Genomic DNA, 24,782 nt, shown 5'->3' on the forward strand with positions numbered 1-24,782 from the left:
GCGTCGCGCGCGCGTCTCAGCTCGTCTCTGCCCGTCTCCCGAGCTCATCCCCCGAGCGCAGCTGCCAGTTCTCGCGCTTTCCGCAGCGCCGCCTGCGAGCCTTTGCGCTCGGCGAGCTCTGAGAGTCCGGGCCACGAAGCGGAGTCCGGAGGTAGTAGACCGCGTCGGGCCGCCTCCGCGAGCGCCGGAGCGCGCAGCAGCGCCGCATCGAGCACGCGATTCAGCCACCGCGGCGGGGCGCCACTGGCAGAGCCCGCGACCCGCACGGACTCCGTGAGCACGGGCCACAGGGCGCGGAGCGTATCCGGTTCGGCCTCGATCATTCCGGCGAGCTTCACCGGCGTAAAGTCAGGGCTCTCGAGCAGTCTGGCGACCGCGAGCCGCACGGAGTCGGCGCCGAACAGCCCCTTTCTGACCGCCGCGAGCACGTGATACCCGCTGCCATTGTCGTGGTTCATCCCACTGAGCAGCACGGCGACCATACCGACAGTGATGGGCGGAACCAGTTCTCCGCGTCCGAGCGGGCCAGCGTTGCCGTCGCGCCAGTTGCGGTGCTCGGCGATCCTGATCGCTTGCGCTGCCGCATCCCACCGCAGCCACGACCGCGAATCGTGCCGCACCTCATCTGTCTCGGAGCGGATCTCGGTCATGCCGCACTGCCCCTCTTCCTCAATGTCGTAGAACCATGAGGTGCGGGTGCGGAAGCGGCGCGGGCCGTCAGCCGGCTCGGCGAGCCGCTCGGGGGCGAACTCAAGCTCAATCTCGAGCAGTCTCGTCGACGCATCCGGATCGTGCCAGCTCGCTCGGATCACGGCCCCGTCGTCGACCACGGCGGGCGCGGTCCACTCAGCCGGCTCGGCGGGCCAGAACTCGGCGAACTCATCGTCGGTCGCGGTGGCGGCAGTGTGCTCGGCGGGCTGCTCGGGCACCGTCGGCGCCGTCGCGGCTTGACCCTTCGCGGCTTGACCCGTCGCGGCCTGCGGGAGCGCGGCAACGATTGCCTTCGCGAGCTGGACGGCGCGCGAAGCACCTCCAGCGGCGGCGAGCGCTCTGACGCTGGCAATCTCGAGGGCGTCGTTCGGCGCGTCGCCGGTGTCGACTGCGGCGGTCACGGACGGCAGGAGTTCGCCGATCGCTTCAACGAGCTCCGCGGTTCCTGCGAGGCGTCGGGGCGCGGCGAGCGATAGCGCGACGAGGTCGTCGAGCAGGGGCCAGACGACGGCGAGCATCCCCTCGTCAGCGAGTTCGAGGCACGCGGTCGCGAACGCGGCGAGCTTCGTCGGACTGTCTGCCCACCCGAGCTTCCGCACGTCGGCGGCCCCCGGAACGAGGAGGCCGCGTTCCCACGCCTCCCTGATCGCGAGGGCACCGTCACCGATGGCCCGCTCGTGGAGGCCGCGCTGCGCCCCGACGAGGTTCACTGCCTGCCCCGGCGTGAGTGGCTCGCGCCGCCGCACGAGCTGACGCAGCACGAGGCCGAGCGCGGAACTGTCGAGGTCCCCAGTTGTCAGGGCCGCCCAGTCGCCGCCGAGTGGCAGCACTCCAACCTCGATGTCGCTCCGGTAGGCGTCTGCCTTCAGCCTGGCTGGGAATGCGGCGAGGGCCGGGGGCTGTTCGAGCTGCGTGGGCGCCCACCAATGCCGCTGGGCGTCGAGTTCAACGTCGGGCTCTGCAAGCGGGTGCTCAAAGTACTCGGCGGCCACGGCCCCCGCGCGTACCGGCAGTTCGGCCCCGTCTTGGCCAACGATAGCGACCTCGATGTTGCGGAGCTCGGCGCGCCGTTCGGGCGTGACATCTACGGGGTCAACCCGCAGCAGGGCGAGCAGCACGTCGGCCTCGCTCGCCACGGCCCCCTCCGAGGCATATGCGCGCAGCCTGGCCGTGAATGCGTCGGCTGAGATGCGCATGTCATCCCACGTTGGCGTCGAAAGCAGCACGGGAACCTCGCCGAGTCGCTGTGTCACCGCGGCATCGCGGGCGGGCGACGGACCGAAGATCGTCGGCCTCGACCCCGGGAAATCTTCGCGGGCGGGCCGGTCAAGCGCGGTGAGGGCTTCCCCCGCAACCCACTGCGCAATGCAGCGCAACCCCGGGACCCAGTGCTGGCGCACGCCGCGGAGGGCGGTGCGCGCGAGATCAGGATCCCGACGCGCCAGTTCATTCGCCAGCGCAAGGAGGCGCTCGGCGACGGGATCGACCGCGCCGCCCTCCGGCCTGCCAGAGAGCTCCGCGGCCGCGGCGGTGACGGCCCCGACGAGGGCATCGGTGTCGGCGGTGGCGAGCGCCTCAGCGCCTCCCAGGCCGAGCGAGAACCGCGGCACCTCCCAGAGCGGCGGGGTTGCCTCCCATCGGCCTCGCAAGGCGCTCAGCGCGGCTCCCGCGGGTGCCATCCGCTCGCCTGCGGACTCGCCAAGCACCGGCGCGATGCCCCAGGCGTCCAGGAGCCGCGTCGCCGCGCGAGCGAGGGGCACGTCGTTTCCGGCCCGCAGCGGTTCCACGAGCCCCGCGATCTCGGCGCCGATCGCGGGGCTGGGGGCGGGGCGACCCGCGGCCGCGGAGAGCAGTGCGCGGCGCGCCTTCTTTGACTTCACGCTGAGCCCAAGCTGCAGCACTTCGAGGAGCGTGTCGTCGTCGCCGAGGGCGATGAGCGCGGGGCCGAACGCCTCCGCGAGCGGCGCATCGCCGGTCGCGATAGCCGACACGAGCGCGTCAGCCCGGTCGAGCAGCTCGGGTCGGCGAGCCTCGCCCGTGAGCCCGAGCTCCTCGGTGAGAAACGCGGCCCACACCTTCCGGTCACCGGGCCGCTGGGCAGCGTCGAGCCCGGCGAACGCCAGCTCGAGCGCGGCATCGGCGTCGAGCCACCCACGATCGAGCGCTGCCTGGAGCAGTCCCCCGAATGGTCCGGTGACGCTCAGCCCGAGGGCGACCGCCACCTCAGCGTGCTCGCGGAAGCGCGGGCCGAGCAGCGTGCTGGGAATCTCTCCCCGGTCGCGGGGCTGCAACCAACTCTCGTTCGCTGGCGCGCCGAGGGCGTACACCGCCCAGTCGCGCAGATAGTCGAGGTTCTCGGGAATCGGCAGCGCGAACTCGTGCACGAGGCGCACCGTGGAGCCCGCGAATCGTGAGGTCGCGTCGATCCACATCCGTCCGCCGCCCGCAGAGGCGTGCGCCACGAAACTCTGGGCGTACGCTGCGCCGCGGTCGGCGACGACGGCTGTGAGCAATTCGTCGCTGACTGCACCGCTCGCTGGCGCGATCGCAACAGCTCGCTTCGCGGGGACGCCGACGCGGATCGCGAACAACGCGAGCATGCCCGCGTGCACGCCGTCGCCGAGCCAGCTGCGCCAGCCGTAGCTCGCGGCGTCGATCGCGTCGAAGGAGCCCCACTCACCAGCCTTCAGCCCGGCGAGCGCGATCCGCTGCTGCTCGGGGGTGCCAAGCGGCAGGGCAAGAATCTCTTCAGCGCCCAAGTCAGGGGCAAGCGCCGTCCAGCCGAGCGCGTGGTAGACCGCGAGTGAGTCGTTCAGTGCTGCGGAGGCGCTCACGCCTGCTCCTTCGGAGTTGGGGCCTGTGCTGGTTGCTTCAGTGTTGTCGCCGGAGTTATCCCTGGGGTGCGCTGGGATGCCCGGGCCAACTCGACGGCGAGCACGTGTTTGCAGGGGCCTCGCCCAGTGCCGTGACGCAGGCCCCAAGCGCAGCCGCACACGAGTTGCTCGTCGTCGCCGAGGCGCACGATGTTCTCCCCGGTTGCCCGTGCGGTGCTCCCCGTGCCGCCGGATTCGCCGCCCCGCACGATCCAGCTGCGAGGCTCCCCGGAGCTCCCGTCACCCGCGCTCGGCAGAACCCGTCCCGCGGCGACGAGCGCCCGAGCAGCGGTGAGGCGCGGGCCGTCGCGCTCGATCCTGGTCGGATCGTCGGGAAGCTCTCGGTGGAAGTGCGCACCATCGGCAAGGTCCCAGCCGACGCGGCCCGAGGCGGCAAGCACTGCGATCGCGCCGTCCGCGCGGGCCCGCGAGATCCCTGCTGCTTTGGCGAGCCCGTCGGCGTCGATGGCCGGCTCGAACGCAAGTAGCGCGGAGACGAGTTCGGCGTCTGCGACGACGTCGTCGCCCGCGAGCGCAGCGAGCAGCGCGCCCTCACCCGAGTGCCCGCGCCAGGCTTCGGCGGTCAGCCCGAGGGTGAGCCGTGCGTGCGGGAGTTCGAACACCACGGCGACAGCGCCGGTCTCCGTGTGTGGCGCGCCGTACACCGTCGCGCCACGCAGGTGCGGGAGGAGGCGCTTCGCCGCGCTCAGGCGATGCAGCCCAGGAACTGCGATGGCTCCAGCCACTGGTCGCGATGCGACCCGCACACCCGATGGCGCGGGAGCGAGCCAGGCGGTTCGGCCGTTGGCGGTCGCCGGCGGGACCGCGGAAAGGAACGCGCGTGCCTCCTGCGCCGTGAGCGTCGCAAGCGGCACCATTCGACCATGGAGCTCGGCGACGTTGCCGAGCGCCCGCACCCACCGATCTGGCATGTTCACGGGGCGCTCCGCAGAGTGTTGCGTCGGCGTGGCGAGCACCGCGCCTCGGGCGCCAACGTCGAGGTGAAGGAGCTCTGCTCGCCGCACCGCCGAGAGCACCGAGCGCGACCCCTGCCCGAGGTCAACGTTGGTCGTACCGTGCGCGATGTCGCCGCCGTCAAAGCCAGCCCCGAGCAGGTCGAGCCGCGCGTACACGCTGTTGCAGGCGGAGAAGCTCTCCGCGCGCAACCTGTCGCCGTTCGCCGTGAGAACCGGGTCGCGCATCGTCGTCGGCACGTACTGGAAGTAGCGGGTCGCGGTGATGTCCGCGAGAACGAGCAAACCGCGGGCGAGCACGAGCGGCTCAGTCGCAAACCCCGAGAAGAAGCTCGGCGACCTGTCGATGCCGCTCGGCGTGAGCGCAGGGGCGAGGCCGAGCAACAGGCCGTCGGGGTTCGCCCCAGTCAGCGCGCCAAACGCCCGCGGGCTGGCCGGTACCGGTGCGAGCTGCAGCGTCATATCTCGATGCTAGCGAGGTCCCCCGACGTCGGCACAGCGCAGTGCGCGGATGGTGCTACACTCGCCCCATGCACATCGTGATTCAGTGGTGGGCCGCCTAGGGCGGTCACTCTTCACGCATCTGCATGCACACGACACCGCCTCTCGGAGGCGGTGTTTTTTTGTCTCACGAGCGGCGCAACGACGCAAAGGATCCCTCCCATGACACAGTCCACGATTTCCCCGTACCGCGCGGATGAGGCCGGCTACTTCGGCGAGTTCGGCGGTGCGCCGCTGCCCCCGTTCCTGGTTGAGCCGATCGCTGAGGTGGCACGCGAGTACGCTGCGGCGAGCGCAGATCCCGCGTTCCAGGAGGAGTATCAGGCGCTGCTCTCGAAGTACGTGGGCCGTCCGTCGCTCCTGTACTTCGCGGAGAATCTCACCCGCGAGCTCGGTGGGGCGAAGATTTACCTGAAGCGTGAGGATTTGAACCACACGGGCGCGCACAAGATCAATCACTGCCTGGGCGAGGCTCTGCTTGCGAAGCGAATGGGCAAGACGAAGCTCATCGCGGAGACGGGTGCGGGGCAGCACGGTGTCGCCCTGGCCACCGCGGCGGCGCTCGTTGGGCTTGAGTGCGAGATCCACATGGGCGCGATCGACGTGGCGAAGCAGCACCCCAATGTGGTGCGCATGGAGCTGCTCGGCGCGAAGGTCGTGTCGGTTGAGGAGGGCGGGAAGACACTCAAGGAGGCCGTCGACTCAGCGTTCGCGGTGTACGCGGCGCACCCTGAGGAGTACTTCTTCGCGATCGGCTCCGTCGTGGGCCCGCACCCGTACCCGTCGATGGTGCGCGATTTCCAGTCAGTCGTGGGCCGCGAGGCTCGCGCGCAGGTGCTCGAGGCCGAGGGGAAGCTGCCCGACGTGCTTGTGGCTGCCGTGGGCGGTGGCTCGAACGCGATGGGACTGTTCGATGCTTTCCTGGAGGACGAGTCGGTGCGCATCATTGGTGTGGAACCGGCGGGCGAGGGTCTCGATGGGGATCGCCACGCGGCGACCATGACTCTCGGCACTCCCGGCATGCTGCACGGTATGCACACGAAGGTGTTGCAGGACGCGAACGGCGAGCCGTCCCCCGTGCACTCGATCGCATCCGGGATCGACTACCCGGGCGTGGGCCCGCAGCACGCCCACCTCGAGCAGCTCGGCCGCGCTGAGTACGTGACCGCCTCAGACGCGGAGACGCTCGAGGCGTTCCAGCTCCTCACTCGGAAGGAGGGCATCATCCCCGCCCTTGAGTCGGCGCACGCGGTTGCGCACGCGATCAAGCTGGCGCCCACGCTGCCCGCCGACGCGGTGATCATCGCGAACCTGTCGGGGCGCGGCGATAAGGACGTGGACTTCGTCGCGGAGCGCCTGCGCGGGGCCTGATCCCCAGCTGCGTCCGCCTGCCGTGCCGTTCACGGGACCCCGATACGGCGCGGCAGGCGGGCACGGCTAGCGTTCGGGGCTCGGAACGGGGATCGTTCCCGTAACGCTCAGCTCGTCCTCCCAGCAGCTGATCCCCGCGACGTTGGGCAGCCGATCGCGGGTGAACACCGGGTCGCGGCCCTCGCGGCGCTGGGCGGCGTAGTCGCGCATGAGGCGGAACACGAGCCCGGACAGCAGCGCTATCGCAACCAGGTTGACGAGCGCCATGACGCCCATAATCGCGTCAGCGGTGTTCCAGATGAGGTCCGCGGACGCGACCGCGCCCACGAAGATCGCGACCACCGCGAGCACCCGGTAGCCGAACAGCACTCGCGGGCGGGTCGAGATGAACTCGATGTTCGATTCGCCGTAGTAGTAGTTGCCGAGGATCGAGCTGAACGCCAGCAGGAAGATGATGACGCTGAGCAGCACCCCCGCCCACGGGCCGAGCGTGCCCTCGATCGCGTTTTGCGTGAGGCCGATCCCGCGCGTGGCCGAGCTCAGGTCGGGCGCCGTCACGAGGATGATGAACGCGGTGATCGAGCAGATGAGGAAGGTGTCGAAGTATACGCCGAGAGTCTGCACGAGACCCTGCTTCACGGGGTGCGTGACCGCGGCGGAGGCGCCCGCGTTGGGCGCAGACCCCAGCCCCGCCTCGTTCGAGAACATGCCGCGCTTGATGCCGGTCATGAGGATCATGCCGAACGCGGCGCCCACCACCTCGTTGAACCCGAACGCTTGCGAGTAGATCGAGGCGAACACACCGGGCAGCTGATCGATGTTGAGGAACACGATCACGAGGCCGAGCAGGAGGTAGGCGAGCGCCATTGCGGGCACGACCGCCTGCGTGACGCTGGCGATGCGGCGCACACCGCCGAACACGACGAGGCCCGTGAGCACCGCGAGCACTGCCCCGATGACGAGCGTGGCCCAGCCGGAGTTCTCGGGCGAGAGCCCGGCAGTCGAGGTCAACGTTGCGCTGATCGTGTTCGCCTGCAGGGACGAGAACGCGAACGGGAAGCAGACGATGAGAATCCCCGCGAAGAGCGTGCCCATCCAGCGGGATCGGAGCCCGTGGAGCATGTAGTAAGCGGGGCCACCGCGGAAGCCATCCGCGTCGCGCACCTTGAAGAGCTGCCCGAGGGTGGACTCGACAAAGCTTGAAGCGCCACCGATAAAGGCCATGGTCCACATCCAAAACACCGCGCCGGGGCCACCGATCGCGATCGCGGTGCCGACGCCCGCGATGTTGCCGACGCCAACGCGCGAGGCCGCGGAGATCGTAAACGCCTGGAACGCGGACACCGACTGCGGGGTGCCGTCGCTTTTCACCGGCGTCTTGTCGGTCAGCGTGCGGAACATCTCGGGCAGCCACCGGAACTGCACGACCCCGGAGCGGAGCGTGAAGTACAGTCCGAGCACGACGAGCACGGGCAGCACCGCCCACGTCCACAGCCGGTCTCCTGCTGCGAGCACGAAGTCGTTGATTGCGTCCATGGGATCAGGGTATTTCACCCTGGGCCGTGTGGCGCGGATTGGCCGCGGCCGCGGCGCTGCCGATTCCGCCGCGCGCCCGGCGCTAATTCGCCGGGCAGACCGTTCCCTTTGCGGGCAGCTCACCCTCCAGAAGGAACGCCGTGGTCGCCTGATCCGCGCAGCTCGAGCGATCGGTGAACGACGCGCCGTGGCCGTGCCCCTCCACGGTGAGGAAGCGGGTGTTGCCCATCTGCATGGCAAGGTTCTTGCCGTTCGCAAACGGGGTGGCGTGATCGCCCTCGATCCCAATCACGAGCATCGTCTGGTCATCCGGAGCAGAGAACGCTTCGAGGTCGGTGCCACTCTCCGGGAGCGCATCGCAGGAGACGTCGGCGAAGGGCCGCAGCACATCGTCGGTGATCTCGGGACCACCGAGGAGGCGCGGCACGCCCTGATCCTCAATGTGGTTCAGCAGCTCCACGATGCCCGGATCGTCGGGAAGCGAGTGACACCGGACAATCAGTCCGCTCGAGCTGACCGCGGCGCCACCATCGGACATCGCCGCAACGACCGCATCAACCTGCGCGGGATCGCGCTCGAGCAGCCCCGCCACATGATTGAGCACGGTGACGCGCGTGAGCGCACGGCCGTACAGGCCGGTCATGAGGTACCCGCTCAGCGTGTCGCCGGTCACCTCGGTGCCGTCGCTCGCGACAATCGGCTGCTCGGTGAGAGCGGCCTGCGCTGCGAGCAGCTCATCCTCGGAGGTGATCGGGCACGCCGTCACGCCGGGCGTCTCCTCACAATCCTCGACCATCGCGACGAGCTCGGTAGCCATCGCGACCGCTTGATCGAAGGTGCCAGCCGGCGCGGCCCAGGTCTCGTCGGGCGCGCTATCGAGCACCATGCGCCCCACACGCTCCGGGAAGAGTGTCGAGTAGGTGGCGCCGAGAATCGTGCCGTAGGAGTAGCCCAGGTAGTTCATGCGGTCCTCGCCCTGCAGCGCGCGCAACAGATCCATGTCGCGCGCCACCTGCGAAGTGCCCATCGTGCGCGCCAAGGGGAAGTCGTCCGCGCACACCGCGAGCTGCACCTCGAAGATGCTCGACACCGGCTCGCAGTCGACCGCGTCACTTCGACCGGTGCCCCGCGGATCGAAACCGATCACGTCGTAGTGGGCGAGCAGTTCCTGAAACCCGGGCGACGCGGTCTGGTTCCAGGTGTAGTCAATGCCGGAGCCGCCCGGGCCGCCCGGGTTGCCGAACAGCGCACCGAGCTTCGTTGGCCCGGTCGCGGGCACGCGCACTACGGCGAGTTCGATCGTGTCGTGATTGCGCGGGGTGTTCCAGTCGAGCGGGGCCTCCACGGTGGCGCACTCGAACGTGTCGACGGGCGCCCCGAGATCGCCCACACGCTTCGCCGTCTCGGCGTCCAGGCCAAAGTCGTCACCGCACTCGCCCCACTCAATCGTCTGCGCGTAGGCGCCAGGGAACGTCTCGCTCTGCAGCGCGCTCGCGGTCCGCTCCACCGGCGCACACGCGGTCAGCAGTGCGAGCGCGGCGACCAGCCCCGCGCTCGCCGCAGTGAGCAGCGTTCGGCCCCGAAGCCGGCGGTCGCCCGGCGCGTGCGGTGCGCGCTTGCGGCTCCTCGTGCGTGCAGACATGGTTGTCCTCCCCCAGACAGACGCGACGCGGAGTGCGACTCGCGGTTACACCGAGGTTCTCATCGTTGTGTGCGTCGCGGACTCGGGATCCCCAAACACTGCGCAATGTGCCGCGCTGACTGCGCGAAATGCCCGCGGGCTCAGGAATCGAACACGCCCCGGTCATCGAAGCGGAGCCGCAACGCTTCGGGCCGGGCCCTCCCCGGCGCGCTCTTCGCCCGGGTGCGCGAGGCGGAGCCCGCCGCGTCTGCAACGAGGGCCCCGCGCAGTCGACTCGCCACTTCGCCGCCCTGCGCGTAGTCGAAGCGCACGATCGCGCGCACCAAACCCGCGGGCCGCCGAGCCACACCACCGGACGGGAGCGGGGTGGGGCCCAAGAAGTCAACGCCAGGCACGCCGCGTAGCGGCTGCAGTGCGCGCTCGACCTCGTCAGGTCCGCCGCTCACGCTCGCCACACGCACGAGGGGTGGATAGCGGAGCGCGTGACGATCCCGGAGTTCCGCGCGTAGCCACTCCTCAGTGCGCCCGGTCACGAAAGCGCGCACGACAGGCCCACCGCCGGAGGCCATCAGGCAGAGTCCGTCTGGCGCGGCGAGCGCGGCGGCGTTCTCCCACCACCGGAGGCAGTCCTCCCCCGCGCGCAGCGTCTCGATGCTGAGGAGGCGCTCCGCGTCGAGCAGCACGACGGCACGGTAGCCGCCGGCCGCGAGCGGCTCAGCGCCGCGCGTGGCCACCACGAGCGCGGGACGGCCGTCTACGCGTTCGCGTGAGTGCTCGCCATCGCTCAGGATCACGCGCGTGCCCTGGAACTGCCGCTCAAACTGCTCGACGGTGCGGCCGGATCCCATGCCACGCTCCTCGAGTCTGGTGCTGTCGCAGGAGGAGCAGCGCCAGTCGCTCGCATACTCGCCGCACCAGCGGCACGAGGCGCGGCCGACCACCCGGAAGCCGATGGGCCCCGCGCACGCGCGACAGCGCGCGAGGTCCCCGCAGTCGCCGCACACCGCAACCGGTGCGTAGCCCGGGGTGGCCACCTGCACCAGGACCGGGCCGGTCTTCAACCCCTCGCGGATCGTTCGCGCGGCAAACTCCGGCACGCGACCGGCAAACGCGTCCGGGGTGAGCGACGCGTCAGCGTGCACCACACGGGTACGTCGGGGCGGGTGCTCCTGCGCACGCACGTACCCGATCTCAACGAGTCGCTGCACCTCAGCGCTGCGCGCGTGCCCCGCAAAGAAGAGGCCGGCCTCGCTCTGTTCCGCCCGCACGAGCGCCGCATCACGCGCGTGTACGTATGGGGTGAGCGGTTCCGCGAGCACGGGATCCCCGTCATCCCAAAAGAGGATCGCGCCAAGCGCGTGCGCGGGCGCGTACACGGCGGAGCGGTTCCCGAGAATAATGCGCGGCTCACTGTCGAGTGCGCGGAGGAACCCCGCGTACCGCTCGCCGTTCGACTGACGCGAGTCCACACGCACTGCGTCCGCGTGTCCGTATGCCTCGAGGGCGTCACGCACCTGATCGAGGTCGCGATAGTCGGGGACCACGAGGATCGCGCTGCGCCCGAGCGCGTGCACCTCGAGCGCGAGTCGCGCGAGCTGCGCGGCCCAGCCGCCCACCCACTCGCCAGTGTGGAGTCGCTCGGGACCGTGCGAGGGGGTCAGCGCGAGCCGGGCCCCCATGACGAGCTCACTCGCGATCGGGGCCTCGGGCGTCCCAGGTGACTCAGTTGCTGAATCAGCGACCGGCGGCTCCGCGGCGGGGGCTTCAGCGACGTCTCCGGCGTGTTCGCTCGCAGCAGCGGCTTCTGCAGCGGCGAGGTGCTGCTTTTCAACGCGCACCTGCCGGGTGGGGATCGCGAGGCGCAGGATGTCGCCCGCGGAACCGCCCGCGCGATCGGCAACCGCGCGGGCAAGCCGCCACACCTCGGGGGTGAGTTGCGGCACCCGCGTCACAATGTCAGCGATGGGCGCGAGTTCACCACCGAACTCGCTCCGCGCGACGAACTCGATCACGTAGCCGAAGCTCTTCCGCTCGCGAGAGCGGAACGGCACCCGCACACGCTGGCCCACGCGGATCTCGTCTGCCAGCTCGGCCGGCACCGCGTAGTCGAAGAGGTGGTCGAGCTGTGGGAGCGCGGAGTCGAGCAGCACCCGTGCGACGGTGCGACCAGCCGCCCCCTCGGCGCGCTCGAAGGCGGAGCCCACGGCGCCCGCTACAGGCCCGCGGCGGCCTGCAGCTCCGCGACGCGGGGCGTAGCCTCCCAGGTGAAGTCAGGCAGCTCACGACCGAAGTGGCCGAACGCGCTCGTCTGCGCATAGATGGGACGCAACAGCGAGAGGTCGCGGATGATGGCAAGCGGGCGCAGGTCGAACACCTGACGCACGGCCTCCTCGATCCGCTCACGCGGCACCGTCTCGGTGCCGAACGTCTCGACGTAGAGGCCCACCGGATGCGCGCGCCCGATCGCGTAGGCCACCTGCAACTCAGCGCGCTTCGCGAGGCCTGCCCGCACCACGTGCTTGGCCACCCAGCGCATCGCGTACGCCGCGGAACGGTCAACCTTCGACGGGTCTTTCCCACTGAATGCGCCGCCACCGTGTCGGCTCGCGCCGCCGTAAGTGTCGATGATGATCTTGCGGCCGGTGAGGCCCGCGTCGCCCATCGGGCCGCCTACCACGAACGGCCCAGCCGGGTTGATGAAGAACTCGGCGGTGTCGCTTGCCAGCTCCACACGCTCCAGCACGGGGCGGATTACCTCGCGCTCAATCGCCTCCCGCAGGGCGGGCTGCGAGATGCTCGCCTGGTGCTGCGTCGACACCACGACGGCCTCGATGCTCGCGGCACGATCGCCGTCGTAGCCGATGGTCACCTGGGTCTTGCCGTCGGGTCGCAGCTCGGGGATGACGCCCGCACGGCGCACGGCCGACAGCCGCTCCGCGAGACGGTGCGCGATCCAGCTCGGCAGCGGGTGCAGCTCGGGGGTCTCATCCGTCGCGTAGCCAAACATGATGCCCTGATCACCCGCGCCCTGTCGGCTGAGGTCGTCATCGAGCGCACCGCTGCGCAGCTCGAGCGAGGTGTCCACGCCGCCGGCGATGTCAGGCGACTGCTGACCGATCGACACCGACACGCCGCAGGAGGAACCGTCGAAGCCCATGTCCGAGTTCGTGTAGCCGATATCGCGCACCGCATCGCGCACGATCTGCGGGATCTCCACGTACCCTGAGGTCGAGACCTCACCGGCAACGTGCACGAGGCCCGTGGTGACGAGCGTTTCGACTGCGACACGCGCGCCCGGATCCTGCTCAAGCATGGCGTCGAGGATCGAATCCGAGATCCGGTCGCAGATCTTGTCGGGGTGCCCCTCGGTTACAGACTCCGAGGTGAACTGACGCAGCGACACAATGGCTCCTTGAGCGTGAAGAAATGAACGTGGGTGCGGGACAGCGCCCGAAAACGCCGGTGGCGTCGGTCCCTTTCAGGGTATCCGACGCCACAGACACTGCTGCGAGTGCAACAAAAGATTACTCAGCGGCCTCCGGCGCGCGCTTCGTCATCGTGAGCTTGCCCTCGACGACCTCGTGCAGCGCGATCGACAGCGGCTTGTCGTCGACCGACGAGTCGACGAGCGGCCCGACGTTGTCGAAGAGGTTGCCGTCGTGCAGATCCGTGTAGTAATCGTTGATCTGACGAGCACGCTGCGAGGCGAAGATCACCAGCGCATACTTCGAATCCACCTTTTCGAGCAGATCGTCGATGGGCGGGTCGATGATGCCGTTGACATTTGCCATGTAAACACTCCTCCGGTTGACCTCACCATCTTAGCCGAGGTTTTCGTTTCCCGCACCGCAAGGCGCGCCGCCACGCGAGGCGACTCAGCCGAGCAGCGAACGAACGAGTACGTGTCCGCGTGGCGTCGACAGCCGCGTCCACGTCAGCGAGCGGGTCACGCGCACCGGTTCCGGCATGCCGAGGAAGCCGAGCGTCTCCCCCGCGAACGCCGCGGCCGCCGGGATTCCCGGGGCGATCTCCGTGCCCCACACCGTGGCCCGAACCTTGTGCACGAGCGCCTCACCCGGGTCGTCGGGCAGCGCGTCGGCGACCCGGGCAATCCCGTCGCGGGCAACCTCGCTGAGCGAGGCGGTGTCGAGCGCACCAGCCGCCTCCCACCCCGCAACGGGTGGCAGCACCCCGGCCCACGCCGCCATGGCGGTCACGTCGGGCACCTCGAGCGCGAGGCCGATGATCCCGAGCCGCGCGATGCGATCGAGCAGCGCCCGCGCTTGCACGGTCTCGTCGATGTCCGACTCCGGCACCTCAGCAAGCGCGAAGCCACGCATCACGAGCACCACGGGCACTGTGTCCGTGATCCCGCGCGGCGCCTGCGTGCAGCCGTACACCGCAAGCACCGTGCCGCGGGTGACGAGCCGCACCTCGTCTTGCCCCACTTTCTGCACACGCTCAAGGAAAATGCGGAGATCGTCTCGCGTCGCGTGATCCGCGAGCTGCAGTGTGGCACCCATTCCATTCAGTGTAGTGAGCGCGTGCATCCCTCCCTGGGGACTCGCTCGGGCCTAGACTTGCTCCAGATCACCCGATCCAAGCCACCGCCAGGAGGAACCATGACCGCCGCTGATCTCCTCATGATGCTCGCCGTCTTGGATTCGGGTGCGCGCACCCGCGAGGACATCCTCACCGGGCCAGCGCTGCCCACTCCGCACGGTCGCTCGTTTGGTGGGCAGGTGCTCGGCCAGGCTCTCGCCGCTGCCGGCACGACCGCGCCGGAGGGGCGCATGATCCACTCGATGCACGGGTACTTCCTGCGTCCGGGCAACAGCTCCGAGCGCATGACCTTCGAGGTGGATCGCCTGTACGACGGCCGCTCGTTCTCCACTCGGCGCGTCCAGGCCTACCAGGAGGGCCAGGTGCTCATGTCACTGATCTCCTCGTTCCAGGAGCCGGACACAGGCCTCGAGCACCAGGACGTCATCGACATGTCCGAGCTCCCCGATCCCGAGTCGCTTCCCACGGTGTGGGAGAAGTACGGCCACCTGGCTTCGAACGGCCAGGCCTCCTGGATGCTGAACCGCCCGTTCGATTTCCGACACGTCGAGTCAGACATCACGCTCGAGGTTGCCGAACGCACCAATCGCCAGCGCGTGTGGATGCGCAGCCGCGACACCCTCGACGCACCGCCCATGCTGCACGCCGCGGCGCTCGCGTTCGCGAGCGACTACCTGCTGCTCGAGCCGATCGTGCGGAAGCACGGAATCCCTTGGGCAACGCCGGGCATGCGCTTCGCGAGCCTCGATCACGCCATGTGGTTCCACCGTCCGTTCCGCGTGGACGAGTGGCTGCTCTACGAGCTCGAGTCCCCCACCGCGCAGGGCGGCCGCGGGCTGACCCACGGCCGCTTCTACGATCGGAACGGCGTGCTGGTCGCGAGCGTGTCGCAGGAGGGCATGATCCGCACCCCGGGCAGCGAGGATTCCGCGGCGGAGTAGCCTGCGCGTGGCGTGAGCTGCGCCGGATCACCCGCGCCGCATGCGCACGGGCTCATCCATCCACGCTGAGACCGACTCGCGTCCCGCTTCAGACAGTCGAATGGGGCGCATGGTCACGCCGTCCACGATGACAATGTGAGAGATCGCGCGCGCCACGACCGTGCGCTCAGCAGCCGCACCGTCAATGATCTCGTAGTGCACCTCGAGACTCGAACCGCCGAGCTTCCCGATCCACAGCTCCACCGTGATCGGTCGCTCCCCGTACTCGAGCACGCTCAGAAACTCGATCTGCTGGTTCGCGACGAGCATCTTCGGGCCTGCGGGGTCATCGCCGCGGAAGTGGCGCTCCATGCCCGTGCGTTCGCGGCCCGAGCCGAGCCAGAAGGTGCGCACGCGCGCCTCCTCAAGAAAGCGCGCGTAGGCCACGTTGTTCACGTGCCCGTACGCGTCCTGGTCTCCCCAGCGCAGCTCGAGGTCGATGTGTGTGCGCGCCATGTGCGTCCTCCCCGTTCCAAAACAGCGGGGCCCGGTTCCGCATCGGAACCGGGCCCCTGTCGCGCTAGTCGCGCGTGAGCTTGCGGTAGGTCACCCGCGACGGCTTCGCCGCGTCGGCACCGAGCCGCTCGATCTTGTTGGCCTCATACGCCTCGAAGTTGCCCTCGAACCAGTACCAGTTCGCCGGGTTCTCCTCGGTGCCCTCGTACGCAAGGATGTGCGTCGCGATGCGGTCGAGGAACCACCGGTCGTGCGTGATGACCACGGCACAACCGGGGAACTCGAGCAGCGCGTTCTCGAGGCTCGTCAGGGTCTCGACGTCGAGGTCGTTCGTCGGCTCGTCAAGCAGCAGCAGGTTGCCGCCCTGCTTCAGCGTGAGCGCGAGGTTCAGTCGGTTGCGCTCACCACCCGAGAGCACTCCGGCAGGCTTCTGCTGGTCCGGCCCCTTGAAGCCGAAGGTCGACACGTAGGCGCGCGACGGGATTTCGACGTTACCGACCTTCATGTAGTCGAGCCCGTCGGAGACGACCTCCCAGACCGTCTTCTTGGGGTCGATGCCACCACGGGTCTGGTCGACGTAGCTGAGCTTCACGGTCTCGCCGATCTTCAGCTCGCCCCCGTCGAGCTCTTCAAGCCCCACGATCGTCTTGAAGAGCGTGGTCTTGCCGACGCCGTTCGGGCCGATGATGCCGACGATGCCGTTGCGCGGCAGCGAGAACGACAGGCCGTCAATCAGCGTGCGGCCGTCGAAGCCCTTCGTGAGATCCTTCGCCTCGAGCACGAGGTTGCCCAGGCGGGGGCCCGCCGGAATCTGGATCTCCTCGAAGTCAAGCTTCCGGGTGCGCTCGGCTTCTGTTGCCATCTCTTCGTAGCGAGCGAGGCGCGCCTTCGACTTCGCCTGGCGCCCCTTCGTGTTCGAGCGCACCCACTCAAGCTCTTCCTTCAGACGCTTCTGCATCTTCTGGTCCTTCTTGCCCTGCACCTCGAGGCGCGCGGCCTTCTGCTCCAGGTAGGTCGAGTAGTTGCCCTCGTAGGGGTAGAGGCGACCGCGGTCGACCTCACAGATCCAGGTGGCCACGTGATCGAGGAAGTAGCGATCGTGCGTCACGGCCATGACGGCGCCCGGGTACTTCGCGAGGTGCTGCTCGAGCCACAGCACGCTCTCGGCGTCCAGGTGGTTCGTGGGCTCATCGAGGAGCAGCAGATCGGGCTTCTCGAGCAGCAGCTTGCAGAGCGCAACACGGCGCTTCTCGCCACCGGAGAGGTTCGAGATGATCGCGTCAGACGGCGGGCAACGCAGCGCGTCCATCGCCTGCTCGAGCTGGTTGTCGAGGTCCCAGCCGTCGACCGCGTCGATCGCTTCCTGTAGCTCGCCCATCTCGGGCAGCAGCTTGTCGTAGTCCGCGTCGGGGTTCGCCATCTCCGCCGAGATCTCGTTGAAGCGGTCAAGCTTCCCCTTGATCTCGGCGACGCCCTGCTGGACGTTCTCGAGCACGGTCTTGTCTTCGTCGAGCTCGGGCTCCTGCATCAGGATGCCCACCGTGTAGCCCGGGGTCAGGATCGCCTCGCCGTTCGACGGCGTGTCGAGCCCGGCCATGATCTTCAGGATCGTCGACTTGCCGGCACCGTTCGGGCCAACGACACCGATCTTCGCGCCGGGCAGAAACGCCATCGTCACGTCATCGAGGATCACCTTGTCGCCGTGCGCCTTGCGCGCCCGAACCATCTGGTAAATGTACTCAGCCATATGCTTTCCAGGCGCGAGAAGCGCCCCGAACTCCCTGCTCGTGGTCAATGTGATGAATGCCACTACTCTACCGGCAGGAAGCTGGGCCGGGAGGGCAGTTCTCCCCGCGGCCCGGACTCTGTCGGCGAGCGCGCCCAGGTGGGCAGGCGGACCGCTGTGGGAGAATCGCCCGCATGAGTCCCACCGGCCCGCTGGCTATGATCCCCGATGCCCCGCTTCCTGTGCCCGAGCGCGTGCACGAGCTCACAGCGGGGCGCGCACTCGAAGCGGTCTGGGTGAATGGCTTCGGCGGCGTGACGTTTCGCGATCCGGGGCCCGCGGGCGCGGTGCGCTTTGTGAAGTGGGCCGCGGCGGGCGCACCGGCGGAGGATCTCGCGGCGGAGGCGGAGCGGCTCACGTGGGCCCGAGCGCACGGCGCACGCGCGGCCGAGCTCGTGAGCGTGGGATCCGATGCGAGCGGTGCCTGGCTCATCACGGTCGGGATTCCCGCGGAGTCGGCGGTGACTGATCGGTGGCGGGAGGATCCCGAGCGCGCGGCGCGCGGCATCGGCGCGGGGCTCCGGCAACTGCACGAGACGCTCCCCGCAGACGCGTGTCCCTATTCCTGGTCGGTCGCCGATCGGCTGCCTGGCTTCGAGGCGCGCGTGGCCCGGGGCGAGGCAGCAGCAGAGTGGGATCAGGCCTACCGCCACCTCTCAGTCACAGAGGCCCGCGCGCGGCTGCAGGACACACCCGCGCCAGATCAGCTCGTGGTGTGCCACGGCGACGCCTGCGCCCCGAACACGCTCCTGCACGCGGATGGCTCATTCGCCGCGCACGTCGACCTTGGTGCGCTGGGCGTCGCTGATCGCTGGGCTGATCTCGCCGTCGCCGCATGGAGCACCGAGTGGAACTACGGCCCGGGATACGATCACCTCGTGTACGAGGGGTATGGCGTCGATCCCGATCCCGATCGAATCGCGTACTACCGCATGCTCTGGGATCTGACGTAGCGAGGCGCCGCGGCGGCTACTGCCCCGCGATCGGGGCGGTCTTGCCGATCAGGCAAATCGTCTTATCCGGCCCCAAGGCCGGCTCGACCGCGGCGACAAAGCTCCGGTCCTCCGTGACGAGCTGGCCGATCAGGCACTCTGCGCCCGCACGCACCGACACGAAGATATTGTCAGCGGGGAGGCTCGTCTTCGTTTGGTCAAAACTCACCTGCATCAGCGCGGGATCGAAGCCGGCCTCGGTCACCGCCTGCACGACCTGGGCGCCCTGAATCGGGCTCGTGCCGGTCGAGTATGTGCGCAGCACCTCCGTGAAGTAGGGCAGGTTCTGCTCCGCCGTGCCGCCGGGCACGAACTCCGGGGCAACCTCCGGCACCGCGGCGGTCTCGCGCGGCGGGGTGTCGGGCGTGGGGCCTTCCAGCAGCGAGCAGCCGGCGAGGAGCGGCAGCATGACCGCGAGCGCGGCGAAGGCGGTGGCGCGGCGGCGGGGCGATGCTCCTGGATTCACGGTCCACAGTCTACGCACTCCGTGCCGAACGCAGCTGGTGGCTTGCTCACAGCCGTCGGTTTCCCGGAGGCGGGCGGTGACTCTCCACAGGTACGCCGGGCTCCGGCCGCGGCGCTCCGATCCGGGAGATGCTTTCAGTGGGCGGACGGTCTGGCACCCGCACGGCACGGGCCGTCCGCCTCCCCAGCCCAGTGCGCCGCAGCGCGTCGATGAAAGCGAGCTCTCCATGACCACACACATCAGCGTTGTCGGCACGATTGGCACGCCGCCCCGCCTCATCCGCACGGGCGCAGACGTCTCGCTCTGCACGTTTCGTCTCGCGCACACCGCCCGGCGGTACGATCGCGAGACCAACACCTGGGCCGACGGAGATACCAGCTGGTACACCGTGCACGCGTTCCGCGGGCTCGGCGACCACGCGGCAGAGTCGCTCGCAAAGGGCGATCGTGTGCTCGTTGCGGGTCGACTGCGCATGCGCGCGTGGCAGAGCGAGGAGCGCAGCGGCATCACCGCGGAAATCGAGGCCGACGCCGTGGGACCGGATCTGCGCTGGGGCACCACGCGGTTCACCCCTGCGGCTCAGCTCGATGCGGGGCTTGCCGTAGGGGCTGCCTCGATAGCCCCGAGCGCAGCGGAGACGCCCGCTCCCGGCACCGCGCCCGAGCGCCCGGCCGCAGCTGGCCCAGCGGCGGCGTGATGCTCCGCGAGCCTTCGTCTAGCGCAGGTAGCCCGAGAACGCCGCGCGCACCTTGTTCACCTTGGGCACCGCAACCGCGAGGCAGTAGCCCTGCGTCGGGTTCTTCGCGAAGAAGTCCTGGTGATACTCCTCCGCGGGGAAGACCTCTCCGAGTGGCTCAATGGTCGTCACGACCTCGCCCGGCCACCACTCGCTCGCACGAGCGCGCGCCGCCGCGAATACCTCAGCCTGCGCGTCGTCGGACGGGAACATTGCGGAGCGGTATTGCGTGCCCACGTCGTTACCCTGGCGGTTCAGCTGCGTCGGGTCGTGCATGGTAAAGAACGCATCGAGAATCACCTCGGCAGGGATCTGCTCGGGGTCAAAGGTCACCGCAACGGCTTCCGCGTGCCCGGTGGCACCGGTGCAGACCTGCTCATAGCTCGGGTTCGGCACCGCGCCTCCCGTGTAACAGGAGAGCACCTCGGTCACTCCGCGGAGCTGTCGGTAGGCGGCATCGAGGCACCAGAAGCAGCCCCCGGCAAGCACGAATGTGGTGGTCATCGGCTCTCCTCCCCCGTGGACTCTGCGCGACTCTGCACGGTGGCTCCGTCGCGCCACCAAGCGTCGTCCGGCCCGACGGGCAGCTGGCGCTTGTGCTCGGTGCCGCGGTATCGGCGCTCGAGGTTCGCCGCGGCTGTGGCCGAGACCTCCTCGCCGCGCAGGTAGGCGTCGATCTCGGGGTAGCTCACCCCGAGGCTCGACTCGTCCGACTGGCCCGGCTGGTCGTCCAGCAGATCCGCCGTCGGCACCTTCTCCCACAGTCGGTCTGGCGCGCCGAGTGCGCGAAGCATCGCCGCCCCCTGGCCCTTGGTGAGGCCGGCGAGCGGCACCACGTCGGCTGCACCATCGCCGAACTTCGTGAAGAAGCCCGTGATCGCCTCCGCGGCGTGGTCCGTGCCGATCACCAGGAGACCACGGTCGCCCGCAATGGCGTACTGCGCAACCATTCGCATGCGCGCCTTCACGTTGCCCCGGTTGAAGTCACTCACCGGCTCGCCCAGCGCGGCCGAAACCTGCGAGACGAGGCCGTCCGTGCCGGCGGCAATGTCCACGGTCACCGCGCGGTCGGGCTCAATGAAGGAGAGGGCGAGCTGCGCGTCGTCCTCATCCTGCTGCACCGCATACGGCAGCCGCACCGCGACAAACTCTGCGTCGGCGCCGCCCGCTCGGAGCTCCTCGACAGCCAGCTGCGCAAGCCGACCGGCAAGCGAAGAGTCTTGTCCGCCCGAAATGCCGAGCACGAAACCGCGCACACCAGGGATCGATCGCGCGTACTCCACCAGGAAGTTCACGCGGCGTATCACCTCGGCCGCCGGGTCGATTTCGGGCACGGGGCCGAGCCGTCGAATGATCTCCTGCTGCATCTCGCTCACGCCCACCACTCTACTCCGGGGTGCCGCGCGCGGCTATGCGATCGCTTCGTCCACCGGCATCAGGCAGCGCGGCCCCAGGAGCCCCTTGAGCTCACCGAAGAGATCCGCGGAGACGCGCACCTGGAGCGGCAGCTCGAACACACGAATCGCCGTGGACGTCATGAGGTTGAGCCGCACCTCGCTCTCACCCCGGTGCCGCTGCAGCGTGCGCTTCAGCTCATCCATCAGGTCTTCCGTGGCGCGCGTATCCGAGATGGTCAGCATCAGCGTCTCGGCGTCCTCCTGCACGGCAGCGTCAATGGGACGCACGCCGTACGCGTGCATCGACATGCCGTCGTCGCGCGCGTTCATCTTGCCGCGAATGGCCACAATCGAGTCCGGCTGCAGAAGCGCACCAAATTCCTGGTACGACTTGCCCATAAAGAGCGCCTGGACCTCGCCCGTAAAGTCCTCAATCGTCACCATCCCGTACAGGTTGCCGGACTTTGCGGTGCGATGTTGCACGCTCGTGAGCAGGCCGGCAATCGTAACAATCTCGCCGTCGAAGCCGGGCGATGCGTCCGGGTTCGTCACCTGCTGTACGGTCGCGCTCGCCTCCTTCGCGAGCGCGGAGTCGAGACCACGGAGCGGGTGATCAGACACGTAGAGGCCCAGCATTTCGCGCTCGAAGGACAGCTTGTCCTTCTTCGTCCACTCGGGACGATCCGGCACCTGCGACGCCGTATCGGTGCTTTCGCCGGCGGCCTCCGCCGCTTCGGCAAACAGGCTGTCGAAGTCGAAGCCGACGTTTCCGTTCTCGGCGTCGCGCTTCTCCTTGACTGCGCTCTCAATGGTCTGCTCGTGAATCTCGACGAGTGCTCGGCGCGTGCCGCCGAGGCCATCGAACGCGCCAGCCTTAATGAGGGACTCGATCGTGCGCTTGTTCAGCACCACGAGCGGCACCTTCTTGAGGAAGTCGTGGTAGGTCTCAAACGAGCCCTTGCCCTCACGCGCCTCACGGATCGCCTCGACCACGTTCGTGCCCACGTTTCGGATCGCGCCGAGCCCGAAGCGGATGTCGTCGCCGACCGCCGAGAAGTTCGCGAACGAGTCGTTGACCGCGGGCGGGAGCACCTTGATCCCCATGCGTCGGCACTCATTGAGGTAGATCGCGAGCTTGTCCTTCGAGTCGCCGACGCTCGTGAGGAGCGCCGCCATGTACTCGCCCGGGTAGTGCGCCTTCAGGTATGCGGTCCAGTACGACACGACGCCGTAGGCGGCGGAGTGCGCCTTGTTGAACGCGTAGTCCGAGAACGGGAGCAGAATGTCCCAGAGCGACTTGATCGCGGCCTCCGAAAAGCCGCGCTCCTTCATGCCGCCGGAGAAGCCCGCGTACTGCTTGTCGAGTTCTTCCTTCTTCTTCTTACCCATCGCGCGGCGCAAGATATCTGCCTCGCCGAGCGAGAAGCCGGCGACCTTCTGCGCGATCGACATCACCTGCTCCTGGTAGATGATGAGGCCGTAGGTTGTGTCGAGGATCTCGCGCAGCGGCTCCTCGAGTTCCGGGTGAATCGGCGTGATCGGCTGCAGGCCGTTCTTTCGCAGCGCGTAGTTCGTGTGCGAATCGGCGCCCATCGGCCCCGGACGATACAGCGCGAGCACGGCCGAGATGTCCTCGAAGTTATCCGGCTTCATGAGGCGCAGGAGGCCACGCATAGGCCCGCCATCGAGCTGGAACACGCCCAGCGTGTCGCCGCGGGCGAGGAGCTCGTACGATTCGGTGTCATCGAGTTCGAGGCGCTCAAGGTCGAGCTCAACGCCGCGGTTTAAGCGGATGTTCTCGAGCGCGTCCGAAATGATGGTGAGGTTCCGCAGCCCAAGGAAGTCCATCTTGATCAGGCCGAGGCCCTCACAGGTGGGATAGTCAAACTGCGTGACGATCTGGCCGTCCTGCTCACGCTTCATGATCGGAATGATGTCGATCAGCGGATCGCTCGACATGATCACGCCGGCGGCGTGGACGCCCCACTGCCGCTTCAGCCCCTCGAGCCCCAGCGCGGTCTCGTAGACCTTCTTCGCGTCGGGATCCTCCTGGAGCACCGTGCGGAACTCGGCGGCCTCTTTGTACCGCGCGTGATCCGGGTCCGTGATGCCGGAGAGCGGAATGTCCTTTGCCATCACGGCGGGCGGCATCGCCTTCGTGAGCTTTTCGCCCATGCCGAAGGGGAAGCCAAGCACACGCGAGGAGTCCTTCAGCGCCTGCTTCGACTTGATCGTGCCGTAGGTGACAATCTGCGCCACGCGCTCGTCGCCGTACTTCTCGGTGACGTACTTGATGACCTCGCCGCGGCGACGATCATCGAAGTCGACATCGAAGTCAGGCATGGAGACACGGTCGGGGTTGAGGAAGCGCTCGAAGATGAGGCCGTGCTGCAGCGGATCGAGATCCGTAATGCGCATCGCGTAGGCGGCCATCGAGCCGGCGCCCGAGCCACGGCCCGGGCCGACGCGAATGCCGTTGTCCTTCGACCAGTTGATGAAGTCAGCGACCACGAGGAAGTAGCCCGGGAAGCCCATCTGCGTGATGACGCCGGTCTCGTACTCTGCCTGCTTCCGAACGGCATCCGGGATCCCGTTCGGGTACCGGTAGTGCAGGCCCTTCTCGACCTCCTTGATGAACCAGCTCTCCTCGTTCTCCCCCTCCGGAACCGGGTAGCGCGGCATGTAGTTGGCGGAGGTGTTGAACTCCGAGCTGCACCGCTCAGCGATGCGGAGCGTGTTGTCGCACGCCTCGGGCATCTCACGGAAGATGTGCCGCATCTCCGCGGCGGTCTTCAGGTAGTAGCCGGAGCCACTGAACTGGAAGCGGTTGGGGTCGTCGAGGCGTGAGCCCGACTGCACGCAGAGCAGCGCGGAGTGCGACTCTGCGTCGGCCTCGTGCACGTAGTGGAGGTCGTTCGTAGCAACGAGCGGAATCCCGAGATCCTTCGAGATTGCAACGAGATCCTTCTGCACGCGGCGCTCAATGTCGAGGCCGTGGTCCATGATCTCGCAGAAGTAGTTTTCCTTGCCGAAGATGGCTTGGAACTCGGCTGCCGCCTCGCGCGCTTCCTTGTACTGCCCCAGGCGCAGGCGGGTCTGGATCTCCCCTGACGGGCAGCCGGTGGTCGCGATGAGCCCCTTCGAGTACTGCTGCAGCAGCTCGCGGTCCATGCGCGGCTTGAAGTAGTAGCCCTCGATTGAGGCGTAGCTCGACAAGCGGAAGAGGTTGTGCATGCCCTCAGTGGTCTCGGACAGCAGCGTCATGTGCGTGTACGCACCGGCGCCCGAGACGTCGTCGCCGCCGCCGTCACCCCAGCGCACACGCGTGCGGTCGCTCCGGTGCGTGCCGGGTGTGACGTATGCCTCGATGCCGATAATCGGGTTCACGCCGTTGTCGCGGGCAGTCTTCCAGAAGTCGAACGCGCCGAACGTGTTGCCGTGGTCGGTGACCGCGATCGCAGGCATCCCCTGCTCGGCGGTTGCTTGAATGAGCGGTTTCACCCGAGCCGCACCGTCGAGCATCGAATACTCACTGTGCACGTGGAGGTGAACGAAACCGTCTTTTTCTGACACCGAATGGGCCCCTTTCGCCGACCCCTCAAGGGTACCCCGTGCAGATCAGCGGTGGGTGATTCGCGGGGTGGCCGCGGCGTTTCCCGCTACCGCACGTCGGCGGCGCACCACGGGCACGCGTACTCGGCGTTTGGCTGCGTCATTCGCTTGAACGAGGTGTGCCACCGCTCACACACCGCTCGCAGGTTCCAACGGCCAACAGCTACCTTCGATGCCTGAGTCTTC

The 24,782-nt window shown here is 68.4% G+C and carries 18 protein-coding genes; 4 read left to right on the forward strand and 14 right to left on the reverse strand.

Annotated elements, in window-relative coordinates; genetic code table 11:
* Positions 1 to 44: 44 nt before the first annotated feature.
* Together ACR81A_RS08770 and ACR81A_RS08775 are read right to left on the reverse strand one after the other, a co-directional pair.
* Positions 45 to 3,545: a hypothetical protein gene (locus ACR81A_RS08770; RefSeq protein WP_440311616.1), complete on the reverse strand. Its 3,501-nt coding sequence runs from the start codon at positions 3,543 to 3,545 to the stop codon at positions 45 to 47.
* Positions 3,542 to 5,020 (reverse strand): SWIM zinc finger family protein, encoded by a 1,479-nt coding sequence (locus tag ACR81A_RS08775; protein ID WP_440311617.1) that lies wholly within the window; start codon positions 5,018 to 5,020, stop codon positions 3,542 to 3,544. The genes ACR81A_RS08770 and ACR81A_RS08775 overlap by 4 nt, the downstream gene beginning before the upstream one ends.
* 201 nt (positions 5,021 to 5,221) lie before the next feature.
* On the opposite strand from ACR81A_RS08775, the gene trpB reads away from it, so the two are divergent.
* Positions 5,222 to 6,430 (forward strand): tryptophan synthase subunit beta, encoded by a 1,209-nt coding sequence (trpB, locus tag ACR81A_RS08780; RefSeq protein ID WP_440311618.1) that lies wholly within the window; start codon positions 5,222 to 5,224, stop codon positions 6,428 to 6,430.
* Positions 6,431 to 6,496: 66 nt separating this feature from the next.
* Here trpB and ACR81A_RS08785 read toward each other — a convergent pair whose 3' ends face one another.
* The 6 genes from ACR81A_RS08785 to ACR81A_RS08810 form a co-directional block, all read right to left on the reverse strand.
* On the reverse strand, positions 6,497 to 7,966 hold the full coding sequence (locus ACR81A_RS08785; protein WP_440311619.1) for an alanine/glycine:cation symporter family protein: 1,470 nt from the start codon (positions 7,964 to 7,966) through the stop codon (positions 6,497 to 6,499).
* Between the two features lie 82 nt (positions 7,967 to 8,048).
* The gene (locus ACR81A_RS08790) at positions 8,049 to 9,608 is read right to left on the reverse strand and encodes an alpha/beta hydrolase (protein WP_440311620.1); all 1,560 of its coding nucleotides are present in this window, start codon (positions 9,606 to 9,608) and stop codon (positions 8,049 to 8,051) included.
* 140 nt (positions 9,609 to 9,748) lie between these two features.
* Positions 9,749 to 11,812 carry a hypothetical protein gene (locus tag ACR81A_RS08795; RefSeq protein ID WP_440311621.1) on the reverse strand — a complete coding sequence of 688 codons (2,064 nt, stop codon included), beginning with the start codon at positions 11,810 to 11,812 and terminating at the stop codon, positions 9,749 to 9,751.
* A gap of 8 nt (positions 11,813 to 11,820) precedes the next feature.
* Complete coding sequence (gene metK, locus ACR81A_RS08800; protein ID WP_202382915.1) at positions 11,821 to 13,011, reverse strand: methionine adenosyltransferase; 1,191 nt, start codon at positions 13,009 to 13,011, stop codon at positions 11,821 to 11,823.
* 121 nt (positions 13,012 to 13,132) lie between these two features.
* On the reverse strand, positions 13,133 to 13,399 hold the full coding sequence (gene rpoZ, locus ACR81A_RS08805; RefSeq protein ID WP_025133648.1) for a DNA-directed RNA polymerase subunit omega: 267 nt from the start codon (positions 13,397 to 13,399) through the stop codon (positions 13,133 to 13,135).
* Positions 13,400 to 13,483: 84 nt separating this feature from the next.
* Entirely contained in the window at positions 13,484 to 14,131 is a 648-nt protein-coding gene (locus tag ACR81A_RS08810) for a hypothetical protein (protein ID WP_202382916.1), read from the reverse strand.
* A 99-nt stretch (positions 14,132 to 14,230) separates the two neighbouring features.
* Here ACR81A_RS08810 and ACR81A_RS08815 point away from each other — a divergent pair, with 99 nt between their 5' ends.
* Positions 14,231 to 15,112 carry an acyl-CoA thioesterase gene (locus tag ACR81A_RS08815; protein WP_202382917.1) on the forward strand — a complete coding sequence of 294 codons (882 nt, stop codon included), beginning with the start codon at positions 14,231 to 14,233 and terminating at the stop codon, positions 15,110 to 15,112.
* A 27-nt stretch (positions 15,113 to 15,139) separates the two neighbouring features.
* On the opposite strand, the gene ACR81A_RS08820 is transcribed toward ACR81A_RS08815, so the two are convergent.
* Both ACR81A_RS08820 and ettA read right to left on the reverse strand, forming a co-directional pair.
* The gene (locus ACR81A_RS08820) at positions 15,140 to 15,607 is read right to left on the reverse strand and encodes an acyl-CoA thioesterase (protein WP_202382918.1); all 468 of its coding nucleotides are present in this window, start codon (positions 15,605 to 15,607) and stop codon (positions 15,140 to 15,142) included.
* 64 nt (positions 15,608 to 15,671) lie between these two features.
* Positions 15,672 to 17,354: an energy-dependent translational throttle protein EttA gene (gene ettA, locus ACR81A_RS08825; protein ID WP_202382919.1), complete on the reverse strand. Its 1,683-nt coding sequence runs from the start codon at positions 17,352 to 17,354 to the stop codon at positions 15,672 to 15,674.
* A gap of 173 nt (positions 17,355 to 17,527) precedes the next feature.
* On the opposite strand from ettA, the gene ACR81A_RS08830 reads away from it, so the two are divergent.
* Positions 17,528 to 18,346 (forward strand): aminoglycoside 3'-phosphotransferase, encoded by an 819-nt coding sequence (locus tag ACR81A_RS08830; RefSeq protein WP_237462810.1) that lies wholly within the window; start codon positions 17,528 to 17,530, stop codon positions 18,344 to 18,346.
* Positions 18,347 to 18,362: 16 nt separating this feature from the next.
* Here the strand turns inward: ACR81A_RS08830 and ACR81A_RS08835 are convergent, their stop codons facing one another.
* Entirely contained in the window at positions 18,363 to 18,851 is a 489-nt protein-coding gene (locus ACR81A_RS08835) for a DUF6993 domain-containing protein (protein WP_440311622.1), read from the reverse strand.
* Between the two features lie 226 nt (positions 18,852 to 19,077).
* Here ACR81A_RS08835 and ACR81A_RS08840 point away from each other — a divergent pair, with 226 nt between their 5' ends.
* The gene (locus tag ACR81A_RS08840; protein ID WP_440311623.1) at positions 19,078 to 19,548 is read left to right on the forward strand and encodes a single-stranded DNA-binding protein; all 471 of its coding nucleotides are present in this window, start codon (positions 19,078 to 19,080) and stop codon (positions 19,546 to 19,548) included.
* Positions 19,549 to 19,566: 18 nt separating this feature from the next.
* Here ACR81A_RS08840 and msrA read toward each other — a convergent pair whose 3' ends face one another.
* From msrA to dnaE, 3 genes are read right to left on the reverse strand one after another with little or no spacing between them, the layout of a single operon-like run.
* On the reverse strand, positions 19,567 to 20,091 hold the full coding sequence (msrA, locus tag ACR81A_RS08845) for a peptide-methionine (S)-S-oxide reductase MsrA (RefSeq protein ID WP_202382921.1): 525 nt from the start codon (positions 20,089 to 20,091) through the stop codon (positions 19,567 to 19,569).
* Positions 20,088 to 20,963, reverse strand: a complete 876-nt coding sequence (gene nadE / locus ACR81A_RS08850; RefSeq protein WP_440311624.1) for an ammonia-dependent NAD(+) synthetase — start codon at positions 20,961 to 20,963, stop codon at positions 20,088 to 20,090. Before nadE ends, msrA begins: the two co-directional genes overlap by 4 nt.
* Before the next feature lie 33 nt (positions 20,964 to 20,996).
* Entirely contained in the window at positions 20,997 to 24,506 is a 3,510-nt protein-coding gene (gene dnaE, locus ACR81A_RS08855) for a DNA polymerase III subunit alpha (protein WP_440313142.1), read from the reverse strand.
* Between the last annotated feature and the right edge of the window lie 276 nt (positions 24,507 to 24,782).

Origin of the sequence: Leucobacter chromiireducens, from assembly GCF_051993095.1 — a bacterium.
In the GTDB taxonomy this organism is placed as follows: Bacteria; Actinomycetota; Actinomycetes; order Actinomycetales; family Microbacteriaceae; genus Leucobacter; species Leucobacter chromiireducens.